Source organism: Bacillus cereus group sp. MYBK14-1, assembly GCF_051916885.1.
Classification (GTDB): Bacteria; Bacillota; Bacilli; order Bacillales; family Bacillaceae_G; genus Bacillus_A; species Bacillus_A cereus.
In genome coordinates, this window is record NZ_JBQAHM010000001.1 from 432,076 (window position 1) to 455,774 (window position 23,699).

Sequence of the window (23,699 nt, forward strand, 5' to 3'; positions counted from 1 at the left end):
AAATACCGACTTACTAACAATATTTGACGCTATTTTTTCTAATAAAAAACTGCCTCTTATTTAGAGGCAGCCACTTTTAAGTCTTTTACTGCAACAACATCCGCAAACGCTCCCAATACTGCGTTATGATGTTTCACAATATCTTCAGCACGTAACACTTCTGTATTAAATGTACTATGCGCATCACTCACTAACGTTACTTTATACCCTTCACTACATGCTCTGCGCGTTGTCGTATCTACACAATACTCTGTTTGCATTCCCGAAAGAATAACGTGTTCAATTCCTTTCTCTTGTAACACTTCGCTTAAGTTTGTATTATGGAATGAATCTGGAGTCGTCTTTTCAACTATATTATCTCCTTCTTGCGGAGCGATGGCCGCATGGATTCGCCATCCATCCGTACCTTTTTCTAACGGATGGTCTTTAGGACCGTTATGTTGGATATAAATAACTGGAATATCATTTGAACGACATTCCCTAATAAGCTCTTGCAATGTTTGTAAAAACTTTCCCCCATTATGTACTGGCATTCCAGCTGTATACATACCCGCTTGCACATCAATTACGATTAATGCTTTTTTCATTTCACACATCCCCCTTTATTTGTATAAGCCATTATTATTGTTTATATTCCATCATCCAACAATCTTCTAATTTCCCCTCATGCAACTCATGTTCCTTTAAAATCTTTACTTTTTTAAATCCACTTTTTTCATAACACTTTATTGCTCGTTCATTATTTACTTTCGGATCCATTGCAATTGCTTCTGCTCCCATTTCACCCATAATATATGTAATTGCTGCCTGAACGAGTTTTGTTCCAATTCCCTTTCCCCAATAGGCTGGTTCACCGATAAATTGGTCCATACCCCATACATTTTGTGATTCTTTATAGCCATATAACGCTTTCCACTCTGAATCCACTGGGTACATTTGTATGTAACCAATCGGAATGGTATCAAATTCTATTAAACATCTTTTTTCATTACTGTTTGGACTATGTATAAAATGATCAAGCACCTTTTCTACAGATTGCGGATTATCTCGTCCTTCGTAATACCGCAGGACTGCTGGGTCCGTTAACCATTTAGAAATGATAGATGCATCATCTTCCATTACGTATCTAATCAATAAACCTTCTTTTTGAAAAAGCATATTATACCTCTATTATTTCTTTATATTTTTTCTTGCTGTTACATCTTTCATTGCACCTACTAATGCATATGGTAGTAATGTAATCGCAAAAAATGCTGTAAATACGTTAAATTGCGGGATTGTATAGAGTGTGAACCATTCAGTGAAAATTTGAGAATTTAATATTCTATTAAAAAACTCTCCGCCTGGCCTAAAGTTTGGCGCCCACGCAGTGATTTCACACAAAATAAAGTGAAACTTTAATCAGTGGGGGTTTTGTTCATCCCCCACTGATTATTAGTTGAACCAATCGGGCTTTTACGGGCAGTTGATCCCCCCACCTAACTTCTTCGCTTTCGCTGAATTTTGAGGTGGGGGTCTTACTGCCCTTTAATGCGGGGTAAACAGTAACTGAACAAAAAAAAATGCCCCTAGATAACGAAACCAAGTCCGTTTCCATATAGGTTGTGCATTTTTTAATATATCTCCCATCTTACCCCCTCCTTAAATATCCATCATATTAATTATACACTTTCCTCACTTTATTTGTTAAAATTTTCTATATAATTAATGCTGTTGGGGGGAAATACATTATGTCTAATCCTATACTTACATCCACTTTAATCATTCTTAGAGGAAACTCCGCAAGTGGTAAAACAACGATTGCAAAACAACTACAAGAACATTTCGGACAAGGAACACTTTTAGTATCACAGGATGTTGTACGTAGAGATATGCTTAGAGTACACGACACAATGGGTAATTTATCACATGATTTACTATTTGAAATTACGAAGTACGGAAAAGGAAAATGTGAATTTGTTATTTTAGAAGGTATATTGAACAGTCATAGGTATGGTGAGATGTTAAAAGAATTAATTCGTTATTTTGATGAAGATGCATTTGCATATTACTTTGATTTATCATTAGAGGAAACTATTAGACGACATAACACAAGGGACAAACGATATGAATTTGGTGAAGATTCCCTCCAAAAATGGTATAATCCGCACGATACAATTGAGGTTGCCAGAGAAACTATTTTTACAGATAACTTTAAGCAAAAAGATATATTTGATGCGATTCTTAATGATGTTGCGATACAAAAACAAGACTAATATAATATGTTAGTCTTGTTATGTACTTTGTGTTTCCGTTTTTATAATTGAACAATCTTTACATAAATAATAGTATATATTCATTTCCCCAAACTGGAAATCAACTACTGAAATAAGTTCACGTTCCTCGATATCTTGTGTAATTGTAGCAACATACTTCATCTCTTTAGAACAAGTTGGACACGCCAAATGCTCTGGAAGATCCGCATATAATGGTGCCCCTAATAATCTACATACATATTCAGAACCGAACAAGTCAAAAGCTTCCCAGTAACTATCTTCATCTGTAGGTATATCTTCATTTTTCATATTTATAAGCTTTACCGTTGTTTTTGGTAATGAAACTGGTAACTTATCTTCCTCTTCCATTATCCATTCTTCTGTATTTTGCTGCTTTATGATTTGAACTGTTTTACCTCCATCACTTAACTGAAAATATTGCGGTTCCCACACCATCGCACAGTTCAAGCATGAAACGAATGGTAAAATATTTAGTTCATTACTTTTAAGTTCAGCAAGTCTCCCATCTTTTAAATCAAAACAGAGAATTTGATGCATCTTCTCACCGCATAACTTACATACTGGCAAATTACAATCTTGACCGCCAAAGTAATGATTATATGAACCTCTTCCTTCAATTACTCTATACCCTTTCCGCTCATTACAATGTGCGCCATATAATTCTATTGTCATATTCTATCCTCGCCTTTTATAAGAATGATTCACAAAATGATAATAATTAAGACTAAAAAACATCGTCTTCCTGAATAGTTTCCATAATAAATTCTTTTAAACTCGGAGATATTTCTTCCATTTCGTCATCCGCGTGATACCAAATATATATTTTATCATCCATTTTTCCATTATTTATTTTAAAGCACAATTTATCCCCTGAACCATCGTCACCAATTATGATAAGATTTTCTGGTATAGACTCATCTCTCATGTCAATATTTTGTCTAACAATATCATCCCAAGTTTTCGTTACATTTCTATTATCTTTAATCGGATATAGTATCCATTTCCCTATTTCAGCATTATTAACTAATTTAATAAGATCCCTATATTGATTTGGGAAAGCAGCACCTAGCTTTTCTTCCGTTTCTTTTATTTGCAACTCCAATACACCTTGTTTCTTTGTTTCAATATATTCTCTTACTTCTTTCATGAAATACACCTATCCTTTGAACTTAATTACACTATTATGAGTGAAAGTGTTTAGTAAACGATTTGATCCGATTTATATATTTCATTATACGTTAACCCTTCGTTTTCAACATACTATTCTTCTCTACTTCTCAATAACCTTCTGTTCTACTTCCTTACCTCATTCTTAATAGTTTTTCTAAACATGAGACAATTTTTATGTTTTATTACAGGTTTATTAATAAGTCATTTAAAAATCCTATTATCCTTCTACTAAAAAAATAAAAGCCAGCCTCAATAAAGAGAACTGACTTCTATTTGGATAATTATTGTTATTATAAAATTTTCACTTTAACAGTTTGTCTTCCCCAATTCATAGCTTTACTTTTTGAACCCATTAAAACATCAATACGATTACCTTTAATTGCACTTCCAGTATCACCAGCGATCGCTTCTCCATAGCCTTCTACCCATACTTTAGATCCTAATGGGATTACTTTCGGGTCAACTGCGATAATTCTCATATTCGGATTTGCCGTTAAATCATGCCCCATCGCAGTTAAAACGCGTCCACCATATGTACCATTTTCACTTGGATCAGCAGTATACGCTGTCGCTACTACCGTTAATTCACGTTTAGCAGACTGTATGTTGTTTTTAGATGCTTCTTTCGCTCTCTCTTCTTCTTTAGCCTTTGCTATTTCTCTTGCTTTCTCTTCTTCTTTAGCTTTTGCTATTTCTTGCGCTTTTTCTTCTTCTTTAGCCTTTGCTATTTCTTGCACTTTCTCTTCTTCTTTAACTTTTACTTCTTCTTTGATTTTTGCCTCTTCTTTAGGCTTTACTATTTCTTGCGCTTTTTCTTCTTCTTTAACTTTTACTTCTTCTTTGACTTTTGCCTCTTCTTTAGGTTTTACTATTTCTTGCGCTTTCCCTTCTTCTTTAGGTTTTACTATTTCTTGCGCTTTCCCTTCTTCTTTAACTTTTACTACTTTTGCCTCTTCTTTAGGCTTTACTATTTCTTGTGCTTTCGTTGTTTCTTTCGCTTTTGCTACTTTCTGCGTCTTTACTTCTTTCTTTTCTTTAACTGATTTTTGTACTTTCGCTACTTGCTTCGTTTTCTCTTCAGTTTTCTTTTCAGTTGGTGCTGTACTTGATAGGAAAGAAACGTTTGCATAAGCAGTTTTTCCTTTATACTCAAATTGCAACCATCCGTCTTTTACTTGATGCGTTGATTCAATTACATCATCTTTTTTTAGTCTGCCAAGAATTTCTGAATCTGTGTTTGCTTCAGTACGTACATTTAACAAATTCGCCGTTACATGATATACATCTTTTGTAAACTCCGAACTTACAAACACTTCTTTACCATTCAACTCAATTTTTGACCAGCCATCTTCGGTATTTATGACTTTTAACTCTTGCCCATTCTTTACTTTTTCGACCACTTTTGATTCTGTAGTCGGTTTTTCACGTACGTTAAGTACATCTGCTGTTACGATTGTTTCTGCGGTAGCAGTTGTGGTAAACGCTCCCAATCCAAAAACAGTTGCTGTTGCTGCGCCAATTACTTTTTTCATATTAGCCTCCATTAAATTTTTTTGAATTTTATCAAATGCCTCCGTAAAATCGTATAATTTTACATAATATCAAAACATTTGCAACAGTATATTAATATTGTTTAATATACTGTTATTAAAACTCCTTACTCCAATACTATCAAATTCTCATTTCTAATTCTATATATTATAAATCTCCTTATCTTTTATAAAAGCTCCATGCCCTTCTTCACACTAAATAGTTGTGGCAATTCCCGCCAAAAATAAACTTACGATTGCTAAAATTTGAGTAGCGACAATAGCCCCTCTTAAATGAAACTTATAATCTTTATATCCTTTCATACCTTCCGTACTAGGAATCACAACAAACCTTGGAGTAATCCAGCAAAAAATTAGCCAATCAATTATAAGTAAATCTACTAAATTGAAAATCATTAAAATACCAAAAGTGTGTAAATAGGCATCCATATACATTAACTTTTCATGCTTATGTAGTATATATGTAGAAACGAAAGGAGTACCGAAAAGAATAGTATTATATACAATATTAAAATAAATGGTTTGCTTTTTTTCATGAATCGATTTTGGAAAAACTACCTTTTGAATATCTTTCGGATAATCAGTTAACGAAAGTCGAGGATTATAATATAAGGACCCTAAAATCATTACGGATAGTACAATAGACATGATGACACCAACGTACATCATTTGCTCAAATTGATTCATATGCTTCATTCACCCTTTTCTGTAATTACTATGATGGTCATTCACTTAATTACATATTGTATGTACGTACATAATCAAAAATTAACAACTAGCTTTAATAGCGAAGCAAAATTGTTGCAATGCAAATGCAAATTTAATACAGTGGAAGCCTAATTGATACAGATAGGATTGGTGAAACCTATGAAAATTGAACATATTGCAATTTGGGTAAATGACTTAGAATGTATGCGTGATTTTTATATGAAATACTTTAATGGTAAAGCAAACTCTTTATATCATAATAAAACGAAACAATTTGAATCTTATTTTATTACGTTCGAATCTGGAGCAAGACTTGAACTTATGCGTAAAAAAGGGATTGAAAATAAGCCTAATTTAAACATAACCGGCTATACTCATATGGCTTTTTCTGTCGGTAGTGAAGAACGTGTGAATGAACTAACAAAGGTGATAAAAGATGCTGGTTATCCTTTATTAAATGGACCACGTTTTACTGGAGATGGCTATTATGAAAGTGTAATAGGCGATCCAGAAGGCAATCAAATAGAAATTACGATTTAACTTACCCTTTTCCACCACCTCCGTATTTTTCCACAGATTAGGCGGTGCTGTTGTTGAGGTGCCAAATGAGGCAACTGCTTACTTTTACCGAAAAGCACTATCAAACATGCCAATATTCGCTACTTGGGAACAGCCAGAAGGTGCTGGTGGAAGTATTCGATGGGTTGAAGACTTCCGCTTAGCAATGCTTCCATTTACAAAAGGTGTCTATGTTAATACTCCTGACCTATCCATTAAAAATTGGCCAGATGCATACTTCAGTTGCAACTTTGACCGATTAATGGAAGTAAAAGCGGAATACTTTGCGAAAAATGTCTTTAACTTTCCGCAAAGTATTCCGCTTTTTTAAACTATATATTCCACCTAATATATCAAAATATAAAACATCCATTTTTTTATGGGTGTTTTACAAAAAGAGTTTACATAATATAATTATTAGTTGCTTCTTTTACTAAATATCTATTCAGCAATCGAAAGTAACACTTTCTCAAGGTCTTTTTTAGATAACATACTTTCGTTTATATAGCCATTCTTTTAATTGTAATTCATCCAAAGCTCCGTTCCCCTCTCATGATCCTTCACACTATATTCGCTCGTTTTTCACAAAAGGTTCATTTTACATGAAAATTTATTTATTACAATAAAAATATAAGGTATATTTTTATGAAAAGGAGGAATTCAATAATGAATACAGAGGATAAAATTCACGCTGAAAAAGTGTTAAAAAATCTATTCATCGGATCACAAGTTGATGGATTACAATTTGGTATTTCTCCAGGCGCTATAAAGATTCATTTCACAAACTTTCACGACTCAGTTTATTATGACGGACAATTATATATCAATATCGAATCCAAATGGTGTTTATTTAATAAACCTCAAAAAAGCTACCCATTAAATGAAGATGAATTTGAAGTTTATTCTGAGAAAGAAGAATATGAAAGAATATGTAAGATAAGAAGACAAAAAGTTACCGATATACAACTTGGCTTAGAAAGCCCTCATTTAATTATTACATTAGAGAGTGGACAAATTATTTTTTTAAATGGTTTTCATGATTATTATGAATGTTGGCAAGCTGGTGTCCTATGTGAGCAATGGCTTGTAGTCGCTGCACCTGGGAATGAAATCGCCACTTGGGCTCCCGATGAGTTTACCGATAAGTAAACTGTCTTCACGAAGAAGAAACGAAGATATTTTATGAAGTACTATACTAATGAACTACATAATCATTTCTATTACACGTAAACAAAATGACGATTTTACTTTAATAGAACTCACTTTATTAAAGTTGAAAGGATGATAATGATGGCATGTGTCCATGATTTTGGAATAATTGACGATTTTACTTCTCAAAAAAATTACGAAGATTATACACCAGAGAAATATCATTGTATATCTGTTGATGATGATATTATCAGTAGTTTAAATCAAAATTTATCAATTATGAAAACCTACTTCCATACAGTCAAAAATCAGAAATACGGTTTAGCTTATTGTGGTATTACAATTATCCCGCCTGAATCATTAGCAATTTTCTATGAAACAGTTACATCCTCAAAGTTCTTCAGAAAATCTGATGAGCTGAATGAGTTAGCTTCAAAAATTGTACAAGCTGCAGCAGAACAGAAGTACATGATCCATTATGGGGTTTAAATGTAATTCAAAAAATGCTTAGGATTTCTCCGAAGCATTTTTTGTATGTTACTAATACATTTATTCCTTAACCATTTAGTCAATGCTTGAGCCTATGGCCCCATCTTTTACAAGTGAGGGCGCCCCTATTAATCTAAATAAGCGTCTCATTTCCAATCTTCCAGCTAAACCATCTCCCGTGCCCTTCTGTTTCTCCAACCGTTTCACGATATTCATTTCCGTTAATATAATAATCAATATGAAGGTCACGATCCCACATGTTGTTATACAGGTGGAATACATCACGTTTTGCGCCAATTTCTTGTATTTGTTTTTCTAACTTATGTTTTACTTGTTCTGGCATTTGATTTGCAACATGTGTATGGAAAATACAAATAACAGCTTCTTCACTTATTTGTTCAATAATAGATGATAATAGCTCTACACCGTCTCCTTCTATTAATTGGACAGATTCATTTTTCACTAAAGATGCAGCTTGATCAAACATCTCAAGCCTTTCTTTATGTTCTGGCCAAATTAAAGCACGTAACCATAAATAATCTTCCTCATTATGTAAATCATTCACATGTAAGTCCAGTCCAATTCTTTCTACGACAGATGGGCTTTCTTTTAGAAAATGCGGCACATTTTCCCCTCTTATTTCAGAAGTTACATGCACATTTGAATTTATATTTCCGTACATTTCATCCGTCCCGTACGAATAACTATATTGGTCCCAGAACAGTTGCAACCCAGAACTTGTCCCAATTTCAATTAACGCTAACGGCTTCTTCACTTTGTTAAATATGTAGCAGAAACTTGGGTATAAGTATGCGCACCGTCTTACTTCACTTGTTTGAACGAGTTTCGTTTGTAACAAAGTAATGATTTCTTCTCGGTACTCTTTACAGAAATCTTTAAAATGATTAAAAGCTTTATCTAAATTTGTATCAGCATTTTCAACTAAACTACTATAATACGTTTTTAAATGATGTTCTTTCCCTGCTAGCAATAAATAATGTACTGCACCTAATAGTAAGTTTGGGACTGGTTGACCTACCTGAGCATAGGACGATAGTGTAAGTACTTCCTCATCTTCAGCAATTTTCATTGATAAATATTCATATAAATCACTTGACCCTTTACATTCCTTTATTGAAAAGTTTCGAAATAAGTTTGAAATTTGTTCTTTTGTACACATTAGAGTCCCTCCTTTTTATTTTTCAGAATAATCTTACCATTACAGAAAGAATAATCCTATAAAAAGGTACTCGATTTAGTCACTTAAGGATACGTAAGCTTTTTCGAGATAATTTCAAACTGTAATTTTTTTCCGTTTATCACCTTAAAAGAGCTTGTTAAATAAGATTTTTAGCGAATAAAACGTTAAATAGTTTAAAATTATCAGATAACACTAGATATTTTAGTCTATTAATTATTATAATAGAGTATGAGATGGTTATATAATTGAGACAAAAAAGGTATACACCTAGGTGGGGCCTAGGCGGTGTTTCTCTTTTACGGCTTAGACATAGAAAACACCTACACTTTTTTGCCAATATAGGGGATGGAGAGATTATCATGAGCAACATGCAGCAAAAAACAGACGTTATCTTAATTGGTGCAGGAATTATGAGTGCAACGTTAGGCTCATTACTAAAAGAATTAGCACCAGAATGGGAAATTAAAGTTTTTGAAAAACTCGCAAGTGCCGGGGAAGAAAGCTCTAACGAATGGAATAATGCAGGTACAGGGCATTCTGCGCTATGCGAACTGAACTATACTTCCGAAAAAGCTGACGGATCTATAGATATTAGTAAGGCTGTAAAAGTGAATGAGCAATTCCAGCTTTCAAGACAATTTTGGGCATATCTTGTAAAGAGCAAATTAATTCGTAATCCACAAGATTTTATTATGCCACTACCTCATATGAGTTTAGTACAAGGGGAAAAAAATGTTGAGTTTCTAAAAAACCGTTTTGAAGCGCTTTCAAAAAACCCACTGTTTCAAGGAATGGAATTTTCTGATGCTCCTGAAACATTAAAAAAATGGCTTCCACTCATTATGGAAGGCCGCACATCTAATGAACCGATGGCGGCAACGAAGATTGACTCTGGAACAGATGTTAACTTCGGTGCATTAACACGTATGTTGTTTGATTACTTAAAAACAAAAAATGTCGAGCTAAACTACAAGCATAGTGTCGAAAATATTAAGCGCACGAAAAATGGTTTGTGGGAAGTAAAAGTACACGATATGAATAGTGGTAAAATTGAGCATCATACTGCTAAATTCGTCTTTATTGGCGGCGGTGGCGGTAGCCTACCTCTACTTCAAAAGACTGGTATCCCTGAATCAAAACATATCGGTGGATTCCCGGTAAGTGGACTATTTATGGTATGTAAAAACCAAAAAGTTGTAGAGCAACATCATGCGAAAGTGTACGGTAAAGCTAAGGTTGGTGCTCCGCCAATGTCTGTACCTCATCTAGATACGAGATATATAGACAATAAAAAAGCTTTACTGTTTGGACCATTCGCAGGCTTCTCACCTAAATTCTTAAAAACAGGTTCAAATCTTGACTTAATCGGTTCTGTAAAACCGAATAACGTCTTAACGATGTTAGCCGCTGGTGTAAAAGAAATGGGACTTACAAAATACTTAATTCAGCAAGTTATGTTATCACATGAAAAACGTATGGAAGAATTACGCGAATTCATTCCGAACGCGAAAAGTGAAGATTGGGATATTGTAGTTGCTGGGCAACGTGTACAAGTAATTAAAGATACTGATGCTGGCGGTAAAGGGACACTTCAATTTGGTACAGAAGTAGTAAGTGCAGCTGACGGCTCAATCGCCGCATTACTAGGCGCATCACCAGGTGCTTCTACTGCTGTTCACGTCATGCTTGAAGTATTAGAAAAATGTTTCCCAAGCCGCATGGTAGAATGGGAAGAAAAAATAAAAGAAATGATTCCTTCATATGGCATTTCACTAACTGAAAATCCAAGATTGTTCCAAGATCTTCACACTTCTACTGGTCGTACACTTGGATTAAACGAAAAAGAAACTGTTCATAATTAATGAAGAAATAAAAAAACGTCCGATATATTCGGACGTTTTTTTGTCTACTAAAAATTATACTTATCAATATTGTCTTTCGTAAATACAACTCGTTCTGGTAATACGATAATTCCATTCCCTTCTGCCTCATAATCATATCCTTGAATGGAGTTTGGCTCTACCTTCACTTTTCCAATTCCTTTTACTTCGAAGCTATCCCCTACTTTTAACTTCTTCCCTTTTACAACAATTTCATTTGCTACATACGTTGCGAGAGCACCTTGTTGTTTTACATCCCATAAACCAAATTGTGCTACTGTTCCTCGTTTTACGTAATCACGCATAACGTTTGGTGTAGAGAAGCCAGTTACGACAACCTTTTTATCCATTTTTAAATTTTCAGCTGCTTGTGCCATTGCCGGAAGTGCCGTTGCATCTGGACAAATGACTGCATTAATATCAGGATACGTTTTTAAAATATTCTCTCCTACTGACAAAGACTTTTGCGCATTATTTTCACCGTACTGCGTCGTTACAATTTCCCAGTTCGGATATTTCTTTTTAATAATTTCTTTCGCTTTCGTTACCCATTGGTTTTGATCCGTTACTGTCGGGCTAGAATAAAAGAAGGCTACTTTTCCTTTATCTCCAATTTGCTTTGAAGTCATTTCTATTAATAAATTAGCAAGTTGGTCTGGTGTTCCTTGGCTGATATAAAAGGAACGGTCTTTCGGATTCACATCAGAATCCCATGTTAACACCGTCATCCCTTTTTTCTTAGCACGTTGCAGTGATTGCGATAACCCATCCACTGACGTAGATGAAACCATAATCGCATCATAGTTTTGATTAATGAAATTGTTTATATATTTAACTTGCCCTGAAACACTCGCTTCAGACGGTCCATCATACTTCACTTGCACGCCTAACTTATCTCCCATCTCTTTTGCCCCTTCACCACCCGATGTGAAGAAACCAACTCCTGTTAATTTCGGAATAAATGCAAATTTCACATCATCAACCTTTTTCTTATCTGCCGTTTGGCTAGAACACGCAATTAAACCGATTAAACAAATACATACAATCAATACAATCCCCAGTTTTCTCTTCATGACATTTCCCCCTTATGCAAATTCTTTCTTTTCTCCGCTAAGAATTGATGTAATTTGAAATGTCTCATAATAACTGAAAGAATAAGGATAATACCTATTACTACATTGGATTGTTCATTTGTTAAACCCGTCATTTGCAAGCCATACTGCATGAGCCCAATGAAAATACTCGCCAGTACAGTACCAATAATGCTTCCTTTTCCGCCTGTAATAAGTGTACCGCCTAAGACGACTGCTGTAATGATTGGTAAAATTGTTTCACTTCCCATATCAGCACGTGCGGAACCGAAGTAGGCAGTTAAGAAAGCGCCTCCTAATCCACCTCCTAACCCTGAAAGTATGTAAGCAATAATGACTACTTTTTTCGTTTTAATCCCGGTGTATTTTGCTGTATTTTCGTTCGCACCTGTTAATTTTACATGGCGCCCGTATATAGTTCGGTGAAATAATACAGTACATAAAACTGTTAATACGATCAGTAGCCATAATAAATTCGGTATTCCTATAAAACTACCGTTTGCCAGTTGTACAAATGTGTCAGGTAAACCGCTTATTCCTTCGTACCCAGAAGCACCTGCCCCTCCTGAAATGACGAGGGCAATTCCCCCGTATAAAAACATCGTTCCGAGTGTAACGACGAGTGGTTCTACATCCGTCATTTTTATAATGAGTCCGTTTAAAGCGCCTGCTAAACAACTAATTATTAGGGCGATTATAACAGCAAACAAAATAGGTATTCCGTTCATCCAAAGTACACCGATTAAGATTGAAGTGAGCCCCATTATTGAGCCGATCGATACATCAATTCCTCCTGTTACTATAACAAAAGTCATTGGTATCGCCGCAATTGCGATAAATAGGAAATCATTTGTACTAAAAAGGAGATTACTAATATTTAAGAAATCACTATTTATTAAACTAAAAAGGATGAATTCTACAAGAAGTAATACAATTAGAACCCCTTCCCATCTATATACATACTTCATAGATTCATCCTCCTTTCTGCCTTCCACTTTTTCATAACACTATCTAATATGATGATAAGTAATAATAAAAAACCTGAAATAGCATTATTCCAAAATGCTGGTATTTTTAAAAAGACGAGTGAGCTACTTATTGTTTCTAAAAATAACGCTCCTAATGCAGCTCCAAATAAAGATCCTGTTCCTCCTTTTAAATGAATTCCTCCTAGTACAGCGGCTGCGATTACTTGTAATTCTAATCCTGTACCTGTTTGATTTGGCACGAAACCGATATTCATAACAAATATGCAACCAGCGAGCGCAGCGCTTATGCCTGAAATCATAAACGCATATATCTTCACTTTATTTACAGGTATACCAATAAGCCTCGCGCCATCTTCATTATCACCTACCGCATAAAAGTATCTTCCCAATGGCACTTTTCTTAAAAAGAAGTATAGTAGTAGTAAAATAATAAGAACGAACCATACAGTTATAGGTAAACCAAGAATGATGATAGATGACAGCTGCTTAAAATCGTTTGGAATATCTTCAATCCACTTCCCGCCTGTGAAAATTAACATTGTACCTCTAATAATTCCTAACATGCCTAATGTCATAATAATGGCTGGTACCCGAAACTTCGCAACTCCAATACCATTTACGAAACCGATAATGGCTCCAAGTATAATAGCTACAAATATCGACAAGAATGCACTATACCCATTCGTTAACATCATTCCGCAAACTGCTGCACTTAGCCCCATGCTTGAACCAACTGATACATCTATATTTTTCGTAAATAAGACGAACGATTGACCGATTGCTAGCACGACTAAAATAACGCTTGATTTCATCAGTAAAGATAACGAGTTAAATTGAATAAAACTAGGGTTTATCATTCCTACAATAGCTATATAAATTAGTAGTAACAGTATGATAGACGTTTCATGCATTTTTAACATATGTTTCATTCCGCTACACCTCCGTATGCAAGGCGTGTAACTTCATTCACACTCAGTTGTTCTTTTTCCATATGAGAAACAAATCGCCCATTTCTCATTACATATACACGGTTTACTAATTGGACAATTTCTTCAACATCTGAAGAGATTAATAAAATTGCGAGTCCTTCCCTTTTCATTTTTTTTATCGTCTCATACACTTCAAGCCTTGCTTTCGCATCAATTCCGCGAGTCGGCTCATCAAGAATAATAATTTTAGGATTACATGCAAGATACTTCGCAAGCACGACCTTCTGCTGATTACCTCCTGATAAAGATGCCAGTTCTTTATTCATATTCTGTACAACAATTCGGAACTGTTCTATAAACGAATTAACTAAAGCGCTTTCTTTTTCTTGATTTATAAAAAAGCGATTATTTTGATATAAACTTGCTGCTGCAATATTTTCTTTAACAGAAGCAATTGAGAAAATTCCATTCCTCGCCCTATCCTCTGGCACATAAACTAGTCCTTCGTCTAGCCTTTTATGCAAAGAACACGTATCAATTGATTTTCCACCCAATAAGATAGACCCTGATTTTATAGTTTTCAATCCAAATATCGCTTCTGCTAATTCCGTTCTGCCAGATCCTATAATGCCAGCAACACCTACAACCTCACCCGCATGTACAGTGAATGATATATTTTCGAATGCGTGACCATTTATATCAACCACTTCTAATATTTTTTTCGTCTTTACTGTCTCTTGAACTACTTCTATTTTCTCTTTCTGTTTATATCCTTTTGGCAATAGTCCCTCCATCAGCATGTCATATGTATAGTCACATACATCACCTTGGCTTACAACCATTCCATCACGTAGTATTGCTACTTTGTTGGCAATTTCAAAGATTTCTGGAAAACGATGCGTAATATAAATCATCCCAATTCCTTTTTCTTGTAAACTTTTCATCAACACAAAAAGACTCTTAATTTCGTGTGTTGTTAATGTCGATGTTGGCTCATCTAGAATAAGAATCTCAGCTTCTCTTATTAATCCTCTAACGATTTCTACTAACTGTTGTTGCGCAATCGATAATGTTCCTCCTAGTTTATTAAGGTCAATATCCCATCCTAAGCTGCTAATCAATTGCTGAATCTGTACTTTTAGTTTCTTTTTCTTTTCTTTTAACCCGATACATATATTTTCTTCAATAGTCATATGCGGAAAAATGAGTGGTTCTTGCGGTATTAAATAAATACCTTTTCGGTGTGCTTCTGATGGATTTGAAAACTGTTGCTTCCTTCCTTTTACATACATCTCTCCATCATCATACGAATATAACCCCGTTAATATTTTCATTAATGTTGATTTCCCGGCGCCATTTCCCCCCACTAAAGCGTATATATCTCCGCGCTCTACTTGTAAGTTCACTTCTTTTAATACAAGTTGATTTAAAAACGCCTTACTCATTTTCTTTACTTGTAATAAAGGTACGTTCTCCACATGATGTCACCTGCCTTTATCCAGAACATTTTTTGAGAAAATGATTATTTGTTCTACTTGTTTTGTAGCATTGTATATTCCTTTTTTTATATCTAGAACACTTTTTTCTACGTACTATTAATCGTTTCAACTGGAATAAACAAAATATATGGTACATATGTTTAAGCTGTGGTCAATTGTTGAAAGGGATGAAGAGTATGACTCAGCTGAACTTTGAAGAAAATTTATTAACTAAAGTAGCTTGGTACTATTATAAAGACCAATTAACACAACAGGAGATCGCGTCACTTCTTCATATTTCAAGAAATAAAGTCGTCCGGTTATTAGATAAAGCGCGGAGTGAAGGTATCGTTACATTTCACGTAAAAGGGACTGGTTTGCACTGTTTAAGTATTGAGCGTGACCTAATGAAAAAATTCCACTTAAAAGATGCTTTTATTATCCCTACCCCAGTAAACAATTATCACGCTTCTCTCGGAAAAGCTGCTGCACAATATTTAGAAACTCATCTCCAGCAAGGCGATTTACTCGGTATTGGCTGGGGAGAAACAATTAGCAAAATGCTAGAAAACATTCATTTTGAAAGTTCTATCAACCTTTCAATCGTAACGCTCACAGGCGGGGTAAATCACTATCTCCCGAGAAAACAAAACTATTTACACTACATGCAAGGCGAACTTCACATTATCCCTACGCCGTTTCTAGCGTCTACAACCGAAATGGCACAAAGTATTCTATCAGAACCGAGTGTAAAAGATATGCTTCAAGTCGCTTCACTTGCTCATACGGCTGTTGTCGGTATTGGGGGATTATCTCAAGACGCTACGATTGTAAAAGAAGAAAAATTAACACTACGTGAGATGACATATATTCGTAGTCAAAACGGTGCTGGCGATATTTTAGGACAGTTTTATAATACAAATGGCGATTTATTAGAACTCTCGCATCACAATCGTCTAATTGGCACGCCCCTCTCTATTTTGCGCAATATGAAGCATGTCGTCGGTGTTGCTGGAGGTACTGAAAAGATAGATGCAATTTATGGTGCCTTAAAAGGAAAGTTTATTCATTCATTAATTACCGATGAGGAAACTGCCCTCTCCTTATTACGAAAGGATGGTGATTGTTAATGTCCCATTTATTAGCTTTCGATGCTGGTACAGGGAGCATTCGAGCAGTTCTTTTTGATTTACATGGTAATCAAATTGCAGTAAGTCAAAAAGAATGGATTCACAAATCTGACCTTCGTTATCCAGGCTCTATGAACTTTGATGTAGTAGAAAATTGGAAGCTAGTACAAGAATGTACGAAAGAGGTGCTTCAAAAAAGCAACACTCCTGCCTCTTCTATTCTTGCTATTAGCGCTACAAGTATGCGAGAAGGATTTGTTTTATATGATCAAGATGGGCAAGAAATATGGGCGTGTGCAAATGTTGATGGGCGCGCATCCGTCGAAGTTAGTGAATTAAAAGAAATTCGGTCACATCTTGAAAAAGATTTATATACAAAGTCTGGTCAAACTTTTTCATTAGGTGCTTTACCACGCCTACTCTGGATAAAAAAACATGAACCCGACGTCTATAATAATATTTACTCTTTTACAATGTTAAACGATTGGATTTTATATAAACTAAGCGGCGTACTACAAATTGATCCCTCAAACGGATGCACGTCAGGTATTTTTGACTTACAAAATAGAGTGTGGGATAACGATGTCGCTAAGGAGTGCGGTCTATCTTTGCCATTTTCACCAACAGTAAATGAAGCTGGTACAGTAATTGGCAACGTTACAAAAGAGTGTGCAGCATTAACTGGATTACGTGAAGGGATTCCTGTCGTCGCCGGGGGTGGAGATGCTCAAATGGCATCGCTCGGAACAGGAATCGTGAAACCGAATCAAACGTTAATATGCGGGGGTAGCTTTTGGCAACAAGAAGTGAATGTTACTGAGCCAATAACAGATCCACATGCTGCGATTCGAGTAAATTGTCACGTCGTTCCGAACCTATGGCAATATGAAACAATCGCCTTTTTCCCAGGTCTCGTTATGCGCTGGTTTCGAGACGCTTTTTGCCAAGAAGAAAAGAAACTTGCTGATAAACTCGGTGTAGATGCTTATGAATTACTAGAAGAACAAGCGAAAGACGTACCTGTCGGTTCATATGGTATTATCCCTACTTTTTCAAACGTTATGAACTACATTTCTTGGCGTCATGCCGCACCTTCATTCTTAAATTTAAGTTTAGACGCTGACAAATGCGGAAAAAAGGAAATGTTCCGTGCTATTGAAGAAAATGCGGCCTTCGTTACACTTGGAAACTTAAAACTAATTGAAAATCTTACTGGTACATTCCCTTCTGAAGTCATTTTTGCTGGCGGTGCCGCTAAAGGGAAACTATGGCCACAAATTCTATCAGACGTACTCGGCATTCCTGTAAAAGTACCAGTTGTGAAAGAAGCAGCTGCTTTAGGAACTGCAATTGCTGCTGGAGTTGGCGCTGGCATATATTCATCTATGGAAGAGACTGCCGAACAATTTGTACAGTGGGAAAATACATTTGAACCAATCACTGAAAATCACGAGCTATACAAAGAATTCTATGAAACATGGAAAACCGTATATAGCAGTCAGCTCGCTTTAGCTGATAAAGGACTTACAACACATATGTGGATTGCACCTGGTGCACTGTAACACATTACATAAAGGAGTGAACTGTATGTTAAAAGCGAATGAAAATGACTTCTCCTATCGCTTCGGTGATAACGGGCCGAAATATTTAATACAAGGGCCAAATATTGATCTTGGCCTTGTTGTCATTCAACCGGGCCAGGAGTTTCAAAACCATTATCATACGACGTGCGAAGAGGTCTTTTATGCATTAGAAGGTGAAATAGATTTCTATGTAAATAACGAAAGAGTTCCGATTAAACAAGGTGATGTCCTGCAAGTTCGCCCTCATGAATCTCACTATCTGATTAACCATTCTGACAAACCTTTTAAAGCTGTTTTTATAAAGTCACCACATTTACCAAATAAAGATACGGTACAAACGGAAAATCCAACATTAACGAAGGAGTGATTTTGAATGACTTGGGGATTTAAAAATCGATTAAATACAATTTTACCTGATGGTAGAGCGGTTATGTTAGCAATAGATCACGGCTACTTTTTAGGGCCAATTCACGGGCTAGAACAACCACTTGAAACAGTTAAAAACTTACTTCCGTATACAGACTCCCTCTTTTTAACACGCGGTGTACTTAGTTCCTGCATTCCTGAAAACTGCAGCACACCGATGGTTATGCGTGTATCTGGCGGCGCTACTGTCGTCGGTAAAGATTTAGCGAATGAAACAATTGTTACACCTGTAAAAGAAGCAGTGAAGCAAAACGCAATTGGCGTTGGCGTTTCTGTTTTTGTCGGATCAGACTATGAAACACAAACTGTTACAAATCTCGCAAATGTAGTTTCTGAAGCTCATGATTACGGCCTACCAGTACTCGGCATTACCGCAGTCGCAAAGGAATTACAAAAACGTGAAGCTCGCTTTCTAGCACTTGCTTCCCGCGTATGTGTTGAAATGGGTGCTGATATTATTAAAACGTATTACTGCGAAGGATTCGAAAAAATAACGAGCACATGCCCTGCCCCAGTCGTCATCGCGGGCGGCCCAAAACTAGATTCAATTGAAGACGCATTAAACATTACGTACAATGCATTGCAAGAAGGAGCAATTGGAGTAGACATGGGCCGAAACATATGGCAATCCGAGCACCCAGCTGCGATGATCCAAACAATACATGGCATTGTGAAAAATGGATTGAATGTGAAAGAGGCACTTGAACTTTATGATGATGTGAAGAATTAATGTGAAAAGACAGACTATTTATTAGTCTGTCTTTTTTACTTTACAGTGAAACTTTCATAATCCGTCTTCTAATATGATACATACTTAAATTTTATACATTTTCAAATAATTACTCTTGTTGATCGCTATTAAGCTTTGAAACTTTCTTACCTTCTCTATAATCAAGACAAGACACTTCAATTAATAAGCCATTAAATACTGTAAAATAAAAACCATAACTACTACCTCGCATCGAATAAGGTTCCTTATCTATTTCAATGCCGCCTGCTACTAAACGATTATACGCTTGATCAACTTCATTTGAAGTATCCACTAAAAAACCAATATGAAAAGCTTCAGGATACATCACTTCCTTATTCCCCTTAAATGCTTTGGGGTCGCTTAGCACCAGTATAAATCCACTCTCATCACTCATTACTAATAATGCCTTTCCCTTTTGCTCTAAAAATTGAAAATCAAAAAATGTTTCAAAGAAATGTCTCGCTTCTGATAAGTCATCAACACATAAATTTAAATGATTCAGCTTCATGTACTCATCTCCTTTTAAAAAGAAGGGATATAGACTCATTTTCATAACCCTTAAATATGTAAGGCAAGATATTCAAGCGTTCCATCTAAGACTATGCTTTATAAGTCTAATACTTTTCTCCATAGCCTAGAACGTTTTTTATGACTGCAATTATATAAACTGTTCGACGTGAAATATTAATGTACCTATATAAAATAGTCTCATTATTTATTTTCCAGATTGTGTAGAACCCACTCAACCAGGAAAATTGCTGAAGGGATGCGCTCTGTTGTATCGCCTAAAAATAGCTTATTAAGTAACTCATCTAAATGAATTGGCTTATTCGGCAACGTTTGAATATACCTTAAAGCAGATCCCGCTGGCGGTACTGGCTTATTATTAATAGCCCATATCCCTTCTAACAATGTCCAAGTTGACGTATGAACTAAGTATGAAGCTTTTAACTCATCATTTGCTTTTAAAGCAGATTGAATTTTAATAAGCGAACTATGCAACCAATGAGAAATGCCCTTCATTTTGTCGCTTGAAACACGATAGTTTTCAAATTCATATGTAGCTATTTCCTTTAACTTTTTTAACTCACCGCTTTTATCAAACAAAATTTTCCCTTCTAGAAATGAATATAGTTCCATCGGATTGTTTTTAAAGTTTACTTGAATTTGATTAAAATCTGCACCCTTATATTCAACTAAAATATCTTCTCTCATTTCAGAATGAAATTTCTTCTTTTGTCCGTCTTCTAAAAGAATATAGAAGTCTAAATCAGATTCAGGATATGCATCGCCTCTTGCAACAGATCCAATTAGCATGAATCCATTTACCTTTTCCATAGATAAGACTTCCGCTACTATTGTTTGCACTAATTTTTTATGTTGTTCATATGTAATGAATGCAAGTTTTTCTATCATTCCCATCCCCCCAGTCATAAAAAAGAGGATACATGATTGCTTCTACAACATGTATCCTCTACTTATATATTACGACTGTTGATAAGCCGATTTCGATGATTTCACATAATAAACTGCATGATCCACATTAATAATATGATCTGGCTTTGGTTTACCACGGCCCGCTCTATGTCCAGCTAAGTGTTCTTCACTTGTTTCCCAGTTTTTCCATGCTTCTTCAGATTCCCAGCGAATCATTACGACAACTTCTTCGTCGCCGCGTCTTACTTTTTTCACGAGAACACTTAAATCGATGAAGCCTTCAAATTTTTCAATAATACCTTCTCCAGTGAAACGTTCTACAACTATATTTGATGTACCTTCTTTTACTGTAAATGTTTTCGTTTCGATAAACATATATCCCACTCCCTCTTTGTTATACGAATACTAGTATTCTTCTATTATAATTGATTATGATAATTATTTTCAATTGTAAAGTTTTAATTTTTTGAATTATGCTGATTTCTTTTCTATCGCCTCATCTAAAAATTTGAAATATGGAAGTAACATCCCTATTAAAGATGTAACACATATAATTGCACCGATGATTACATATAGCGCTCTTACTCCCCACATTTCACTCAATATCCCCCCTACTAACACACCTAATGGCATAGCGGATCGTATAAAAAATAAACGCACTGAAAATACTTGTCCTATCATATTATTTGGGACGGTTTGTTGGCATATTGTCGTGTTATGAACATTGAAAAATGCAATACAAATCCCTGCTATTACTTCAATTATTATTGCAATGATAATACTATGATTGAATCCTAATGAAATGTATGTGAGTCCCCCTATAAACAATCCTCCAAGCATAAGTATACGCCGGCTTTTATATGTTACTTTTCCGACTAATACTGAGCCAATTACGTAGCCAAGTGGAAAACCTGCCATGAAATAACCGTACTCTGCATATCCCGCTGACAGCTCGTCTTTTATATAAGGAAGATTTGTGACCATCGTTACCCCTACTCCAAACTGCACGAAAGTAAGAAATATACCGAGCCAAACGATGATTGGTTTTGTGAAAAAATATGTAAAACCGTGAAAAAACTGTTCTAGCCACGTTTTCCGAATAGGTTGCGACGTTCTATTTTCTTTTATATAAAATAAGAAAGTGCCACTAACAAATAAACATATGCATACGAAAGATAATGTAAGTTCTGTTCCAATCAAATGAATGACTACTCCGCCTAATACTGGCGCAAGAAACATCATAAGGCGAGTCATTCCATCAATGTACGCATTTGCATCTTGAAGTTGTTCTTTCCCTACAATGCTCGGTGTAATTGCTTGACTTGCAGGTGTATAAAGTGGTGTAATAAGTCCCACTACAATTTGAACAACATAAATGTGCCAAACTTCTATACTACCCGAAACTAGCATCACCAAAGGTAATAAAAATACGGACGCTCGTATCCATTGTGAAAATATCATAATCCACTTCCGGCTCCATTTATCAATAAATGGGCCACTTATTAATTGTAATATGAGTGATGGGATGAAATATAATAACCACATACTACTTAAAGCCATTTCTGATCCTGTTAACTCATATACTAGAATTGAATTACATAACGTTCCGAAAGCCCCTCCTAATTCAGAGATTGCACTACCAATCCACATAAAAAAGAACGAACGATTTTTCAATACACTCTTCATTATAGCTCACCAACTTTTCTCTTAAATTCCTCCCTTTATGTACATTCTTGTTGCATATTATCTACTCAAAAACGCTTCTAATTCTTTCGCTAACGACTGCACTGCTTTCTTCCTTAATACATACTTTCCATCATGTATATCAACTAACTTCGCTGCACGTAACAATTTCAAATGATGGTGTACTGTCGATTTACCAAGCTGCAATCTTTCCGTTATTTCCTGTAATGTACGTTCTTTTTCAAACAACATTTTTACAATTCGCAATCTCGCCTCATCCCCAAGAGCCTTATGTTTTTGAACTAAAAAATAATTCGGTTCATACGGATCTTCAGGATGAATGCTTTCATTCGCAACTGGATAATGAAATACTTTCGTATCATCAATATCTGCTTCAATATTCCACGGTCTGTACGTCATTTGCGGAATAAGAAGTACGTGATGAACACTTGGCTCTGGCATATAGTTCACGCCACCAGTCGCCCACTCGACAAACTCTTCCGGCTTCATCTTTTTATTCATTTCATTTTTTGCTTCATAATCTCGTTTTAATATAGAAAGTATTTCTTCTTCCTCACTCTTAATTACACTCTCATACCAACCTGTCATTACAGCGATTAAATGAGATTTCAGCACTTGTACATCTACATCACATATAAAGCGAATATACGTAGAGAAAAACTGATGATCATGTGTTAATTCCTTTAGTTCATGTATTGCAGTTCCATCTCTACTTGCGGCTAAACGTCTTTTTTTCTCATATTTCTCCCCTAAAAACGGTAAACATATATACTTCAAATCTTCTTCTGAAAGTGAATCGATTTTAACATGAAACTGTGATACATCCTGTATGTCTTCTTCATACAACAACTGAAGCAATGCTTTCCACGTATTATTTTCTTCGACAAATTGTAAGTGCTCTCTCATTTCTTCTGTTAATGATTTCTTAATTTCTTCCCATTCATTTTGACTCTTTTCAAGTGTATCAATTAACCTCTTATGAGTAATTGCTGCAATGCCAAGCGCACATTCGAAAAGTATCGAATATTTCACTTGAACGTTATAAGTTTCCCTCTTTCTACTCGTTATGTGATAGACCTCCATTTTTATCCCCTCCTTGTTTGCTATATATCAAATTCTATTTTTATCGAATTTAACCTTCTATATTTTTAGAATTATTTTGCAACTTCAAAAAAACTCTAATCCATGAGCAAATAGAGA

General features: G+C 35.3%; 26 protein-coding genes and 1 pseudogene. 10 read left to right on the forward strand and 17 right to left on the reverse strand.

Going from position 1 to position 23,699, the window contains the following annotated elements; all coding sequences use genetic code 11:
* Positions 1-56: 56 nt before the first annotated feature.
* The 3 genes and pseudogenes from ACTFR3_RS02260 to ACTFR3_RS02270 form a co-directional block, all read right to left on the reverse strand.
* A complete protein-coding gene (locus tag ACTFR3_RS02260; protein ID WP_000709539.1) occupies positions 57-587 on the reverse strand; it encodes a cysteine hydrolase family protein in 531 nt (176 codons plus the stop codon).
* A 34-nt stretch (positions 588-621) separates the two neighbouring features.
* Positions 622-1,158, reverse strand: a complete 537-nt coding sequence (locus ACTFR3_RS02265) for a GNAT family N-acetyltransferase (RefSeq protein ID WP_000898772.1) — start codon at positions 1,156-1,158, stop codon at positions 622-624.
* Positions 1,159-1,170: 12 nt separating this feature from the next.
* Positions 1,171-1,389, reverse strand: a pseudogene (locus ACTFR3_RS02270) (YfzA family protein); the annotation flags it as partial.
* 341 nt (positions 1,390-1,730) lie between these two features.
* On the opposite strand from ACTFR3_RS02270, the gene ACTFR3_RS02275 reads away from it, so the two are divergent.
* Positions 1,731-2,255 (forward strand): kinase, encoded by a 525-nt coding sequence (locus ACTFR3_RS02275; RefSeq protein WP_440044120.1) that lies wholly within the window; start codon positions 1,731-1,733, stop codon positions 2,253-2,255.
* 18 nt (positions 2,256-2,273) lie between these two features.
* Here ACTFR3_RS02275 and ACTFR3_RS02280 read toward each other — a convergent pair whose 3' ends face one another.
* The 4 genes from ACTFR3_RS02280 to ACTFR3_RS02295 form a co-directional block, all read right to left on the reverse strand.
* On the reverse strand, positions 2,274-2,948 hold the full coding sequence (locus ACTFR3_RS02280; RefSeq protein ID WP_000151352.1) for a hypothetical protein: 675 nt from the start codon (positions 2,946-2,948) through the stop codon (positions 2,274-2,276).
* A gap of 52 nt (positions 2,949-3,000) precedes the next feature.
* Positions 3,001-3,423 (reverse strand): SMI1/KNR4 family protein, encoded by a 423-nt coding sequence (locus ACTFR3_RS02285; protein WP_006928545.1) that lies wholly within the window; start codon positions 3,421-3,423, stop codon positions 3,001-3,003.
* A gap of 313 nt (positions 3,424-3,736) precedes the next feature.
* Positions 3,737-4,978, reverse strand: a complete 1,242-nt coding sequence (gene entB / locus ACTFR3_RS02290; RefSeq protein ID WP_440044121.1) for a cell wall-binding protein EntB — start codon at positions 4,976-4,978, stop codon at positions 3,737-3,739.
* A gap of 213 nt (positions 4,979-5,191) precedes the next feature.
* On the reverse strand, positions 5,192-5,683 hold the full coding sequence (locus tag ACTFR3_RS02295; RefSeq protein WP_001071244.1) for a hypothetical protein: 492 nt from the start codon (positions 5,681-5,683) through the stop codon (positions 5,192-5,194).
* 180 nt (positions 5,684-5,863) lie between these two features.
* On the opposite strand from ACTFR3_RS02295, the gene ACTFR3_RS02300 reads away from it, so the two are divergent.
* The 4 genes from ACTFR3_RS02300 (at position 5,864) to ACTFR3_RS02315 (ending at position 7,900) form a co-directional block, all read left to right on the forward strand.
* Positions 5,864-6,244: a VOC family protein gene (locus ACTFR3_RS02300; RefSeq protein WP_000687535.1), complete on the forward strand. Its 381-nt coding sequence runs from the start codon at positions 5,864-5,866 to the stop codon at positions 6,242-6,244.
* A gap of 58 nt (positions 6,245-6,302) precedes the next feature.
* Positions 6,303-6,593: a BBE domain-containing protein gene (locus ACTFR3_RS02305; protein WP_002041349.1), complete on the forward strand. Its 291-nt coding sequence runs from the start codon at positions 6,303-6,305 to the stop codon at positions 6,591-6,593.
* A 335-nt stretch (positions 6,594-6,928) separates the two neighbouring features.
* A complete protein-coding gene (locus ACTFR3_RS02310) occupies positions 6,929-7,411 on the forward strand; it encodes a hypothetical protein (RefSeq protein ID WP_400154791.1) in 483 nt (160 codons plus the stop codon).
* Between the two features lie 138 nt (positions 7,412-7,549).
* Entirely contained in the window at positions 7,550-7,900 is a 351-nt protein-coding gene (locus ACTFR3_RS02315) for a hypothetical protein (protein WP_001999997.1), read from the forward strand.
* A 133-nt stretch (positions 7,901-8,033) separates the two neighbouring features.
* Here ACTFR3_RS02315 and ACTFR3_RS02320 read toward each other — a convergent pair whose 3' ends face one another.
* On the reverse strand, positions 8,034-9,080 hold the full coding sequence (locus tag ACTFR3_RS02320) for a DUF2332 domain-containing protein (protein WP_440044122.1): 1,047 nt from the start codon (positions 9,078-9,080) through the stop codon (positions 8,034-8,036).
* Between the two features lie 380 nt (positions 9,081-9,460).
* On the opposite strand from ACTFR3_RS02320, the gene ACTFR3_RS02325 reads away from it, so the two are divergent.
* The gene (locus ACTFR3_RS02325) at positions 9,461-10,963 is read left to right on the forward strand and encodes a malate:quinone oxidoreductase (RefSeq protein ID WP_000069138.1); all 1,503 of its coding nucleotides are present in this window, start codon (positions 9,461-9,463) and stop codon (positions 10,961-10,963) included.
* 47 nt (positions 10,964-11,010) lie between these two features.
* On the opposite strand, the gene lsrB is transcribed toward ACTFR3_RS02325, so the two are convergent.
* From lsrB to ACTFR3_RS02345, 4 genes are read right to left on the reverse strand one after another with little or no spacing between them, the layout of a single operon-like run.
* The gene (gene lsrB, locus ACTFR3_RS02330) at positions 11,011-12,054 is read right to left on the reverse strand and encodes an autoinducer 2 ABC transporter substrate-binding protein LsrB (RefSeq protein ID WP_000823660.1); all 1,044 of its coding nucleotides are present in this window, start codon (positions 12,052-12,054) and stop codon (positions 11,011-11,013) included.
* Positions 12,051-13,040, reverse strand: a complete 990-nt coding sequence (locus tag ACTFR3_RS02335) for an ABC transporter permease (RefSeq protein WP_000878521.1) — start codon at positions 13,038-13,040, stop codon at positions 12,051-12,053. The genes lsrB and ACTFR3_RS02335 overlap by 4 nt, the downstream gene beginning before the upstream one ends.
* Positions 13,037-13,990, reverse strand: coding sequence for an ABC transporter permease subunit (locus ACTFR3_RS02340; protein ID WP_000682144.1), 954 nt, complete (start codon positions 13,988-13,990; stop codon positions 13,037-13,039). Before ACTFR3_RS02340 ends, ACTFR3_RS02335 begins: the two co-directional genes overlap by 4 nt.
* Entirely contained in the window at positions 13,987-15,468 is a 1,482-nt protein-coding gene (locus ACTFR3_RS02345; protein WP_000432617.1) for a sugar ABC transporter ATP-binding protein, read from the reverse strand. The genes ACTFR3_RS02340 and ACTFR3_RS02345 overlap by 4 nt, the downstream gene beginning before the upstream one ends.
* A 197-nt stretch (positions 15,469-15,665) precedes the next feature.
* Between ACTFR3_RS02345 and ACTFR3_RS02350 the strand changes: the two genes are divergently transcribed.
* The 4 genes from ACTFR3_RS02350 to lsrF are packed head-to-tail and all read left to right on the forward strand — an operon-like array spanning position 15,666 to position 19,337.
* Positions 15,666-16,598 (forward strand): sugar-binding transcriptional regulator, encoded by a 933-nt coding sequence (locus ACTFR3_RS02350; RefSeq protein ID WP_000192709.1) that lies wholly within the window; start codon positions 15,666-15,668, stop codon positions 16,596-16,598.
* A complete protein-coding gene (gene lsrK, locus ACTFR3_RS02355; RefSeq protein ID WP_000018816.1) occupies positions 16,598-18,160 on the forward strand; it encodes an autoinducer-2 kinase in 1,563 nt (520 codons plus the stop codon). The genes ACTFR3_RS02350 and lsrK overlap by 1 nt, the downstream gene beginning before the upstream one ends.
* Before the next feature lie 25 nt (positions 18,161-18,185).
* On the forward strand, positions 18,186-18,548 hold the full coding sequence (locus ACTFR3_RS02360) for a cupin domain-containing protein (RefSeq protein ID WP_000909986.1): 363 nt from the start codon (positions 18,186-18,188) through the stop codon (positions 18,546-18,548).
* Between the two features lie 6 nt (positions 18,549-18,554).
* Entirely contained in the window at positions 18,555-19,337 is a 783-nt protein-coding gene (gene lsrF, locus ACTFR3_RS02365; protein WP_440044123.1) for a 3-hydroxy-5-phosphonooxypentane-2,4-dione thiolase, read from the forward strand.
* A gap of 109 nt (positions 19,338-19,446) precedes the next feature.
* On the opposite strand, the gene ACTFR3_RS02370 is transcribed toward lsrF, so the two are convergent.
* From ACTFR3_RS02370 to ACTFR3_RS02390, 5 genes are all read right to left on the reverse strand, one after another.
* A complete protein-coding gene (locus ACTFR3_RS02370) occupies positions 19,447-19,866 on the reverse strand; it encodes a VOC family protein (RefSeq protein WP_000773073.1) in 420 nt (139 codons plus the stop codon).
* A 203-nt stretch (positions 19,867-20,069) separates the two neighbouring features.
* On the reverse strand, positions 20,070-20,774 hold the full coding sequence (locus ACTFR3_RS02375; protein ID WP_000570640.1) for a nucleotidyltransferase family protein: 705 nt from the start codon (positions 20,772-20,774) through the stop codon (positions 20,070-20,072).
* Between the two features lie 69 nt (positions 20,775-20,843).
* A complete protein-coding gene (hmoA, locus tag ACTFR3_RS02380) occupies positions 20,844-21,170 on the reverse strand; it encodes a heme-degrading monooxygenase HmoA (RefSeq protein WP_000469498.1) in 327 nt (108 codons plus the stop codon).
* Positions 21,171-21,266: 96 nt separating this feature from the next.
* The gene (locus tag ACTFR3_RS02385; protein WP_065224541.1) at positions 21,267-22,481 is read right to left on the reverse strand and encodes an MFS transporter; all 1,215 of its coding nucleotides are present in this window, start codon (positions 22,479-22,481) and stop codon (positions 21,267-21,269) included.
* Positions 22,482-22,538: 57 nt separating this feature from the next.
* Positions 22,539-23,582, reverse strand: coding sequence for an ArsR/SmtB family transcription factor (locus ACTFR3_RS02390; RefSeq protein ID WP_025687459.1), 1,044 nt, complete (start codon positions 23,580-23,582; stop codon positions 22,539-22,541).
* Between the last annotated feature and the right edge of the window lie 117 nt (positions 23,583-23,699).

What these genes read in the sequence shown, in the direction of transcription:
- ACTFR3_RS02260 (WP_000709539.1), bottom strand. Translation starts at nt 587, where the DNA reads ATGAAAAAAGCATTAATCGTAATTGATGTGCAAGCGGGTATGTATACA.
- ACTFR3_RS02265 (WP_000898772.1), bottom strand. Translation starts at nt 1,158, where the DNA reads ATGCTTTTTCAAAAAGAAGGTTTATTGATTAGATACGTAATGGAAGAT.
- ACTFR3_RS02275 (WP_440044120.1), top strand. Translation starts at nt 1,731, where the DNA reads ATGTCTAATCCTATACTTACATCCACTTTAATCATTCTTAGAGGAAAC.
- ACTFR3_RS02280 (WP_000151352.1), bottom strand. Translation starts at nt 2,948, where the DNA reads ATGACAATAGAATTATATGGCGCACATTGTAATGAGCGGAAAGGGTAT.
- ACTFR3_RS02285 (WP_006928545.1), bottom strand. Translation starts at nt 3,423, where the DNA reads ATGAAAGAAGTAAGAGAATATATTGAAACAAAGAAACAAGGTGTATTG.
- entB (WP_440044121.1), bottom strand. Translation starts at nt 4,978, where the DNA reads ATGAAAAAAGTAATTGGCGCAGCAACAGCAACTGTTTTTGGATTGGGA.
- ACTFR3_RS02295 (WP_001071244.1), bottom strand. Translation starts at nt 5,683, where the DNA reads ATGAATCAATTTGAGCAAATGATGTACGTTGGTGTCATCATGTCTATT.
- ACTFR3_RS02300 (WP_000687535.1), top strand. Translation starts at nt 5,864, where the DNA reads ATGAAAATTGAACATATTGCAATTTGGGTAAATGACTTAGAATGTATG.
- ACTFR3_RS02310 (WP_400154791.1), top strand. Translation starts at nt 6,929, where the DNA reads ATGAATACAGAGGATAAAATTCACGCTGAAAAAGTGTTAAAAAATCTA.
- ACTFR3_RS02315 (WP_001999997.1), top strand. Translation starts at nt 7,550, where the DNA reads ATGATGGCATGTGTCCATGATTTTGGAATAATTGACGATTTTACTTCT.
- ACTFR3_RS02320 (WP_440044122.1), bottom strand. Translation starts at nt 9,080, where the DNA reads ATGTGTACAAAAGAACAAATTTCAAACTTATTTCGAAACTTTTCAATA.
- ACTFR3_RS02325 (WP_000069138.1), top strand. Translation starts at nt 9,461, where the DNA reads ATGAGCAACATGCAGCAAAAAACAGACGTTATCTTAATTGGTGCAGGA.
- lsrB (WP_000823660.1), bottom strand. Translation starts at nt 12,054, where the DNA reads ATGAAGAGAAAACTGGGGATTGTATTGATTGTATGTATTTGTTTAATC.
- ACTFR3_RS02335 (WP_000878521.1), bottom strand. Translation starts at nt 13,040, where the DNA reads ATGAAGTATGTATATAGATGGGAAGGGGTTCTAATTGTATTACTTCTT.
- ACTFR3_RS02340 (WP_000682144.1), bottom strand. Translation starts at nt 13,990, where the DNA reads ATGAAACATATGTTAAAAATGCATGAAACGTCTATCATACTGTTACTA.
- ACTFR3_RS02350 (WP_000192709.1), top strand. Translation starts at nt 15,666, where the DNA reads ATGACTCAGCTGAACTTTGAAGAAAATTTATTAACTAAAGTAGCTTGG.
- lsrK (WP_000018816.1), top strand. Translation starts at nt 16,598, where the DNA reads ATGTCCCATTTATTAGCTTTCGATGCTGGTACAGGGAGCATTCGAGCA.
- ACTFR3_RS02360 (WP_000909986.1), top strand. Translation starts at nt 18,186, where the DNA reads ATGTTAAAAGCGAATGAAAATGACTTCTCCTATCGCTTCGGTGATAAC.
- lsrF (WP_440044123.1), top strand. Translation starts at nt 18,555, where the DNA reads ATGACTTGGGGATTTAAAAATCGATTAAATACAATTTTACCTGATGGT.
- ACTFR3_RS02370 (WP_000773073.1), bottom strand. Translation starts at nt 19,866, where the DNA reads ATGAAGCTGAATCATTTAAATTTATGTGTTGATGACTTATCAGAAGCG.
- ACTFR3_RS02375 (WP_000570640.1), bottom strand. Translation starts at nt 20,774, where the DNA reads ATGATAGAAAAACTTGCATTCATTACATATGAACAACATAAAAAATTA.
- hmoA (WP_000469498.1), bottom strand. Translation starts at nt 21,170, where the DNA reads ATGTTTATCGAAACGAAAACATTTACAGTAAAAGAAGGTACATCAAAT.
- ACTFR3_RS02385 (WP_065224541.1), bottom strand. Translation starts at nt 22,481, where the DNA reads ATGAAGAGTGTATTGAAAAATCGTTCGTTCTTTTTTATGTGGATTGGT.
- ACTFR3_RS02390 (WP_025687459.1), bottom strand. Translation starts at nt 23,582, where the DNA reads ATGGAGGTCTATCACATAACGAGTAGAAAGAGGGAAACTTATAACGTT.